General features: G+C 42.4%; 5 protein-coding genes. 2 read left to right on the forward strand and 3 right to left on the reverse strand.

The window, feature by feature from the left end:
- Positions 1 to 421 precede the first annotated feature (421 nt).
- On the forward strand, positions 422 to 1,369 hold the full coding sequence (locus ACFE90_RS35415) for a LysR family transcriptional regulator (RefSeq protein WP_375506940.1): 948 nt from the start codon (positions 422 to 424) through the stop codon (positions 1,367 to 1,369).
- A gap of 128 nt (positions 1,370 to 1,497) precedes the next feature.
- On the opposite strand, the gene ACFE90_RS35420 is transcribed toward ACFE90_RS35415, so the two are convergent.
- On the reverse strand, positions 1,498 to 2,121 hold the full coding sequence (locus ACFE90_RS35420) for a DUF1003 domain-containing protein (RefSeq protein WP_375506941.1): 624 nt from the start codon (positions 2,119 to 2,121) through the stop codon (positions 1,498 to 1,500).
- Positions 2,122 to 2,522: 401 nt separating this feature from the next.
- Here ACFE90_RS35420 and ACFE90_RS35425 point away from each other — a divergent pair, with 401 nt between their 5' ends.
- Complete coding sequence (locus ACFE90_RS35425; protein WP_375506942.1) at positions 2,523 to 3,599, forward strand: anthranilate phosphoribosyltransferase family protein; 1,077 nt, start codon at positions 2,523 to 2,525, stop codon at positions 3,597 to 3,599.
- Positions 3,600 to 3,631: 32 nt separating this feature from the next.
- On the opposite strand, the gene ACFE90_RS35430 is transcribed toward ACFE90_RS35425, so the two are convergent.
- Together ACFE90_RS35430 and ACFE90_RS35435 are read right to left on the reverse strand one after the other, a co-directional pair.
- Positions 3,632 to 5,062 (reverse strand): LCP family protein, encoded by a 1,431-nt coding sequence (locus tag ACFE90_RS35430; protein ID WP_375506943.1) that lies wholly within the window; start codon positions 5,060 to 5,062, stop codon positions 3,632 to 3,634.
- Positions 5,063 to 5,348: 286 nt separating this feature from the next.
- Positions 5,349 to 5,711 (reverse strand): hypothetical protein, encoded by a 363-nt coding sequence (locus ACFE90_RS35435; RefSeq protein WP_375506944.1) that lies wholly within the window; start codon positions 5,709 to 5,711, stop codon positions 5,349 to 5,351.
- Positions 5,712 to 5,807: the final 96 nt, after the last annotated feature.

Raw genomic sequence — 5,807 nt, forward strand, 5'->3', positions numbered from 1 at the left:
ATGGACATTGCACAGTAGATGACCTCAATTCATCCCCCTATTATGCAACGCCAAATAATCAATATAATTCGTAATTAGTAAATGCAAGTATGACGCGATCACAGGCGTATCCACAAATTGCACAGCTATTTGCTTGAGGTTACACAGAAACTTACTTGTGTTGCTCAAACCTCATAATCCCCCGCATATTTTAAAAGTCTTATCTAAAAATTCATATATTTCAGCAGAAGATAGTCAATTCTTTTTTGGCGATATTTTCCCAAAAAACCCGTGCAAAGCGGATAATTCACGATTAAGGCAGTCAAACCTGTTTTACACAAATGTAGACCAGAAAGAAATTGCTGTAACAAACTATACTAAATAATGGGTAAAAAACCGTTAATTTAATGAAACCTATAAATGTAATTCAGGCTACATAAAAATGCGCCTAGAGCAGTTGCAAGCCTTTCTGGCGATCGCACAAACCGGCAGCTTTCAACAAGCAGCGCGAACATCTGGTGTTACCCAATCGACGATTAGTCGCCAAATCCAGGCTTTGGAAGCAGATTTGGGTATAGAACTATTTCACAGAACTAGTCATGCAAAATTAACGCTGGGAGGTGAATGTTTACTACCCCGTGCCCGTAAAATTTGCCAAGAATGGCAGACAGCTACAGAAGAATTAGCCGATTTAATCGCCGGAAAGCAGCCAGAACTTTGCATTGCCGCGATTCACTCCCTTTGTGGATCTTATCTGCCACCAGTGTTGCAAAAATTTTGTCATGATTATCCAGATGTGCAATTGCGGGTGACTTCATTGGGAAGCGATCGCGCCCTCAAAGTCCTCAAAGATGGATTGGTGGATTTAGCAATTGTGATGAATAATCGCTTTTTAACCACTGGCAGAGAAATGGTGGTAGAAGTACTTTATGATGAACCGATAGAAGTTCTAACCGCAGCCAACCATCCACTAGCCCAATATGAATGCGTTCCTTGGTCGGAGCTAATTCGTTATCCCCAAGTGGTTTTTAAAGATGGTTATGGGATGCAGCGTTTAATACAAGATAGATTTGAGCGAATGGAAGCTACACTCCAGGCAGCTTTAGAGGTAAATACCCTAGATGCCTTCCGGGGAGTAGTGCGCCAAGGAGAATTGATAGCTTTGCTACCTCAATCAGCATTAATGGAAGCTCGTCTTGACCCTACCCTAGCGATTCGTTCCTTAGCTGGCAATAATACTAGTGGTTTAGCAGATGGTTCGAGTTTGACTCGTCGGGTTGTTATGGTAACAACTCAAGATCGGCTGCAAATTCCCCCCATCAAACACTTTTGGCAACTCGTGCGGGAAAATATCCCATTACAAATTGACCAGCAGCGATCGGCTTCTTAAATCAGTAAACCAAAAAGTTTTTTCCCCTTTATAGCGATCGCTAAATTTTAATTGTTGATACAAAGACTATACTTAAAGTTTTCTTTTATATTTTTAAATGGAAACAAAAGTCTACTAAAAAACTGCACTCAACTCATATTATTTTCTTCTGTGGATGACAGCTCTTCAGCTAGATTTTTCTGGAGTGCTTCCAAAACCGCGAGCGGGTCAGCAGCTTCCTGCATCATTTCAGCTTCAGAATCATGCCGATTTATCACATCAGGCAAATCGGTACGGAGTTCTTCTAATAGAGCAATAATCTTGGCAATTTTTTGTTCGGAGAGCAGGTTAAGCTGTAACATCAATTGCGCGCGCTGTTCGGCAAAGTTTTCTTGGCGAGTTTGTCGCACCAGCACTCCGGTTGAAATCACCAATGCAGCCGCGTCTAAGCCTTGATCTGACCAGCTAAACGAGGGCAGGTTGAATGGCAAAAAACGATCAAAAAAACTGCCAAAAATCCAGATAGCCAGTATGACTAGCAAACTATACAGAAATGTCGCTCGCCCAAAGAATGTAGCGATCGCTTCTAGTATCCGCTGGTGGGCGGGAATATCTCGAACTTCCTGGGTATGAAGTGAACTAATCGCTTCAATATTTTTTGCAATCGGGTCTGGTAATGGAGCCGTGAGAACTTGATTTCGAGAAGCTTTCAGGTTGAGTTTGTTAGCAGCAGTAAAATTTTTGTTGGCTGTGTCGTTTGTTTTTTGTGTCATGCAGCAACTCCTGAATCTGGATGTTACTCGATTATTGCTTATCTTCTAATACTGTCAGTAAATGAATCGCAAGAGGCTGAATATCTGATTACACCGTAATTAAATATTGATGTGTAATATTTTACATGTACTTTGGTCATTTCATTTTTTGAAACCTTTCAGAACAGTATAAGAAGTAATTATATAGGAAGTAGGATATAGCACTTTAAACTACGTAAACTTGATTAGCGTAGGCGTAGCCCGCCGCAGGCATCGCTATAAAGGGAAAAACTTTTTGGTTTACTTTAAGTGTCATTAGTTATTAGTCATTGGTAATTAGTTATTTTCAGAAAGGACAATGGACAAATGACAGTGGACAAATGACAAAGGACAAATGACAAAGGACAAAGGACAAAGCATAAATGAGCAATATATTTCGGGAATTACTGCAAAAAGTAGGTAGCGGAAATCACACAGGTGAGAATTTAACTCGTGCTCAAGCAGCCACGGCCACTAAAATGATGCTGCTGGGTGAAGCTACACCAGCCCAAATCGGAGCGTTTTTGATTGCTCATCGAATCAAACGTCCCACAGGGGAAGAGTTAGCGGGAATGTTGGATGCTTATGATCAACTGGGACCAAAACTGCAACCAATCGTTTCTCGGCGACCAGCGATCGCTCTTGGCATCCCTTATGATGGCAGAACACGCACAGCACCAATTAATCCGGTAACAGCTTTACTACTCGCCGCAGTTGGACAACCAGTGGTAATGCACGGTGGCGATCGCCTTCCAACTAAGTACGGCTTACCTATAATAGATATTTGGCAGGGTTTAGGAGTCGATTGGACTAACCTACCACTAGCAAAAACCCAGCAAGTGTTTGAGCAAACGGGAATCGGCTTTATTTATCTACCTCAGCATTTTCCCTTAACTAATAGTATTTGGGAGTACCGCGACCAACTTGGCAAACGTCCGCCATTGGCGACAATGGAGCTAATCTGGTGTCCTTATGCAGGGGATGTTCACGTAATTGCTGGGTTTGTGCATCCGCCGACAGAAGGGATGTTTCAGATAGCTTTGGGGCTGCGGGGAATAACAAAATTTACATTAGTGAAAGGATTGGAAGGTAGTTGTGATTTACCGCGCGATCGTACTGCTATTATCAGCTTATCTTCATCCGTAGCAGGCCAAGAGGTAGAAAGATTGCACCTCGTACCGCGTGATTACGGCTTTACTACCAAGAACGTACCTCTTGGAACTACTGAAGAACTGGTGGCAGATATTCAGAAGGTTTTGGCAGGTGAACCAGGCGAACTAATGCAAACAGCATTGTGGAATGGTGGATTTTACCTATGGCGGAGTGGTATTTGTCCCGATATGCCACAGGGTTTAGCTAAGGCAGAAGAATTATTAACCAATGGTGCAGTAGCAACTAAACTCCAAGAACTCAGCCAGATAGTAAATTCACTCTCAGCAGAAATATTTCAACCAGTGTAAACAGTTCAGTTAAAAATATGAATTTCATCACTTTAGGGTGTCAGCGACTTCTCCAAAATAGATTTTTGTTGCAACCAATCCTGACCTACTTGAATACTGATATCTGAGCCAAGGTTGCCAGTACTTTCCACACGTACTTCGCCAAACCCCAAAGTGTTACGAATTGATTCGGCACTGTCACCATCTCCTTGCTGGGCGACAATATGAGTCACCTCTAGAGGTTCACCCCATGACTTGGCTACATATATATTGCGATATCCAGATTTTTCCAAGGCTCTAATCAATGGTCGGAGGTTAGAGCGATCGCCACCTGTACTATCTTGAATTGCTACACGTAAAGAATATGGGTCAGTCGCAGTCGCCTGCTGTTCCTGTTCTGACTCCAAACCAAAGTGTTGAGCCATCAATTTGGCAATACCGTTTTTGTTAGGCAACCAATAGCTAGCATCAAACTCGCCTTTCTCGCTAAAGCGACCTGGCAACATTAACATTTGCATATTAGAGCGATTTGTTCGCACTCCAAAACCCATTAGCGCCACTAATTCTTCAACCGTCAAGTTAGTATCAATGTGGTCTTTAACTACATCCAGAACTTTAGGTAATTGAGTTACAGTAGCTGGGTTGAGCGTTTGATCCATCAAGGCACGAATGACCATTTGCTGCCGTTGAATCCGACCAATATCTCCAAGTTCGTCATGGCGAAACCGCAGCAATTGTAGTGCCTGATTGCCATTGAGATGCTGCTTACCCGCCTTCAAATTGATGTACAAATGTTGAGAATCATCTTGGTACTTCATATCTTTGGGGACATAAACTGTCACGCCACCCAAAGCATCGATTAGCTTGGCAACTCCCAAAACGTTAATTCGGATATAGCGATCAATTCCCGCGCCACCTAAGAGATTACTAACAGTTCTGGCAGTTAAAGCTGGGCCACCGTCAACATTGGCGGCATTAATTTTTTTCACCCCATACCCCTCTATTTCTGTGCGGGTATCTCTGGGAATGGAGAGCATAATTATTTTTTTCGTCTCTGGATCAAATTTGAGCAAGAGCATCACATCGGAAAGACCATCAAAGGAGTTTACCTGGGGCAGGTATTTGAGGTTTTTGGTTTCTTCGGGAGGGTTTTGGATATCCGGGGGAAGTACGCTCATGCCCATAACCAAGAGATTAACCGGGCGGGTTAATTCTGAAAATCGCAATACACCTCCAGAAATGCGATCGCTATCAAAGACCGCCTCATCCTGTGGACTTAGCTGGGCTTGTTGCAAAGGTGTACTGGTCAAAGACACCGCCAAAAGCGCCCCTGCTGTTGCTGACACCATTGCAATCCCACTCATACCTACCCAAAACCATAGCCAACGCCCGGATTTCGAGTTATGGGAAAGGGGAATTCTTTTACTGGACTTTGAGGCTTTTCCCGACTGGTTTTCTTCCGCCGAACTTCTTTGAATGGTCACAGACTTCCTCACACTTACTCAATAATCAAATTCGGTAAATTTGCAAACTAAAAACATCTAAACAAATCAACCCATAATAACTAACTCTTAATTATCAGTGCTAATTTTTTTAATGTAGTGTCAACCACAACACTTATAGCAGCATTTTTCCTTCTTTTGGGCCAACTTAGAGATGTTTTACTGAAGTATGGCAATAATAAACTGGATTTGACTAGATATATAGATAAATCAACAGTAATTTTTTAGGAAATAGGTAAAACTACTGAAAAATTATCACCTTAAAAAATTAAGATAAGTACTTTCCTAGTACTCGTTCTGCTAAGGTAGTAAACCCTGGTAAACGCCCAGATTTGCCCTGCATCAGGCGCAAAATCAACCAGACACTTACTAAAAAGTAACCCGATGTCAGAAAGCTATTCAGGATAAAAAGACGTAGCGGAAAAAAATCTGAAGTTGCTGCTCCGGTAGCTAATAATAGATATCCCAATAGCCAAGTAAGCGCCAAAGTAATAGACATACGACTAATAGCTAGTTGTTCCCGACTCCCTTGGCCCCGATAGAGAGTCCACAAGGACGGAAAAAAGCCGATGATTGGAATCAAATTTAAAAGCAACTGTGTTTTGGGCATTGGGTATTGGGCATTGGGCATTGGGCATTGGGTATTGGGCATTGGGTACTGGAGATTGGAAGCAGACAAAGGAGAGACTTCTTGAATAATTCTTCCTTGTCCCCCTTGTCCCCCTTG

Origin of the sequence: uncultured Nostoc sp. (assembly GCF_964245445.1) — a bacterium.
Classification (GTDB): Bacteria; Cyanobacteriota; Cyanobacteriia; order Cyanobacteriales; family Nostocaceae; genus Nostoc.

Excerpts from the sequence above, each read along its gene's own strand:
- ACFE90_RS35415 (WP_375506940.1), top strand. The coding sequence starts at position 422 with ATGCGCCTAGAGCAGTTGCAAGCCTTTCTGGCGATCGCACAAACCGGC.
- ACFE90_RS35420 (WP_375506941.1), bottom strand. The coding sequence starts at position 2,121 with ATGACACAAAAAACAAACGACACAGCCAACAAAAATTTTACTGCTGCT.
- ACFE90_RS35425 (WP_375506942.1), top strand. The coding sequence starts at position 2,523 with ATGAGCAATATATTTCGGGAATTACTGCAAAAAGTAGGTAGCGGAAAT.
- ACFE90_RS35435 (WP_375506944.1), bottom strand. The coding sequence starts at position 5,711 with ATGCCCAATGCCCAATACCCAATGCCCAAAACACAGTTGCTTTTAAAT.